The 548-nt window shown below is 54.0% G+C and carries 1 rRNA gene; it reads left to right on the top strand.

Annotated elements, in window-relative coordinates:
• Positions 1 to 503 (top strand): 16S ribosomal RNA (locus NR201_RS22505); the annotation flags it as partial.
• Positions 504 to 548: the final 45 nt, after the last annotated feature.

Raw genomic sequence — 548 nt, forward strand, 5'->3', positions numbered from 1 at the left:
TGAGACAGGTGCTGCATGGCTGTCGTCAGCTCGTGTTGTGAAATGTTGGGTTAAGTCCCGCAACGAGCGCAACCCTTATCCTTTGTTGCCAGCGATTCGGTCGGGAACTCAAAGGAGACTGCCGGTGATAAACCGGAGGAAGGTGGGGATGACGTCAAGTCATCATGGCCCTTACGAGTAGGGCTACACACGTGCTACAATGGCGCATACAAAGAGAAGCGACCTCGCGAGAGCAAGCGGACCTCACAAAGTGCGTCGTAGTCCGGATCGGAGTCTGCAACTCGACTCCGTGAAGTCGGAATCGCTAGTAATCGTGGATCAGAATGCCACGGTGAATACGTTCCCGGGCCTTGTACACACCGCCCGTCACACCATGGGAGTGGGTTGCAAAAGAAGTAGGTAGCTTAACCTTCGGGAGGGCGCTTACCACTTTGTGATTCATGACTGGGGTGAAGTCGTAACAAGGTAACCGTAGGGGAACCTGCGGTTGGATCACCTCCTTACCTGAAGATACCTTCCCGCGCAGTGTCCACACAGATTGTCTGATA

The sequence above is a fragment of the Pantoea sp. Fr-CA_6 genome (assembly GCF_024520895.1).
Taxonomy (GTDB): domain Bacteria; phylum Pseudomonadota; class Gammaproteobacteria; order Enterobacterales; family Enterobacteriaceae; genus Pantoea; species Pantoea agglomerans.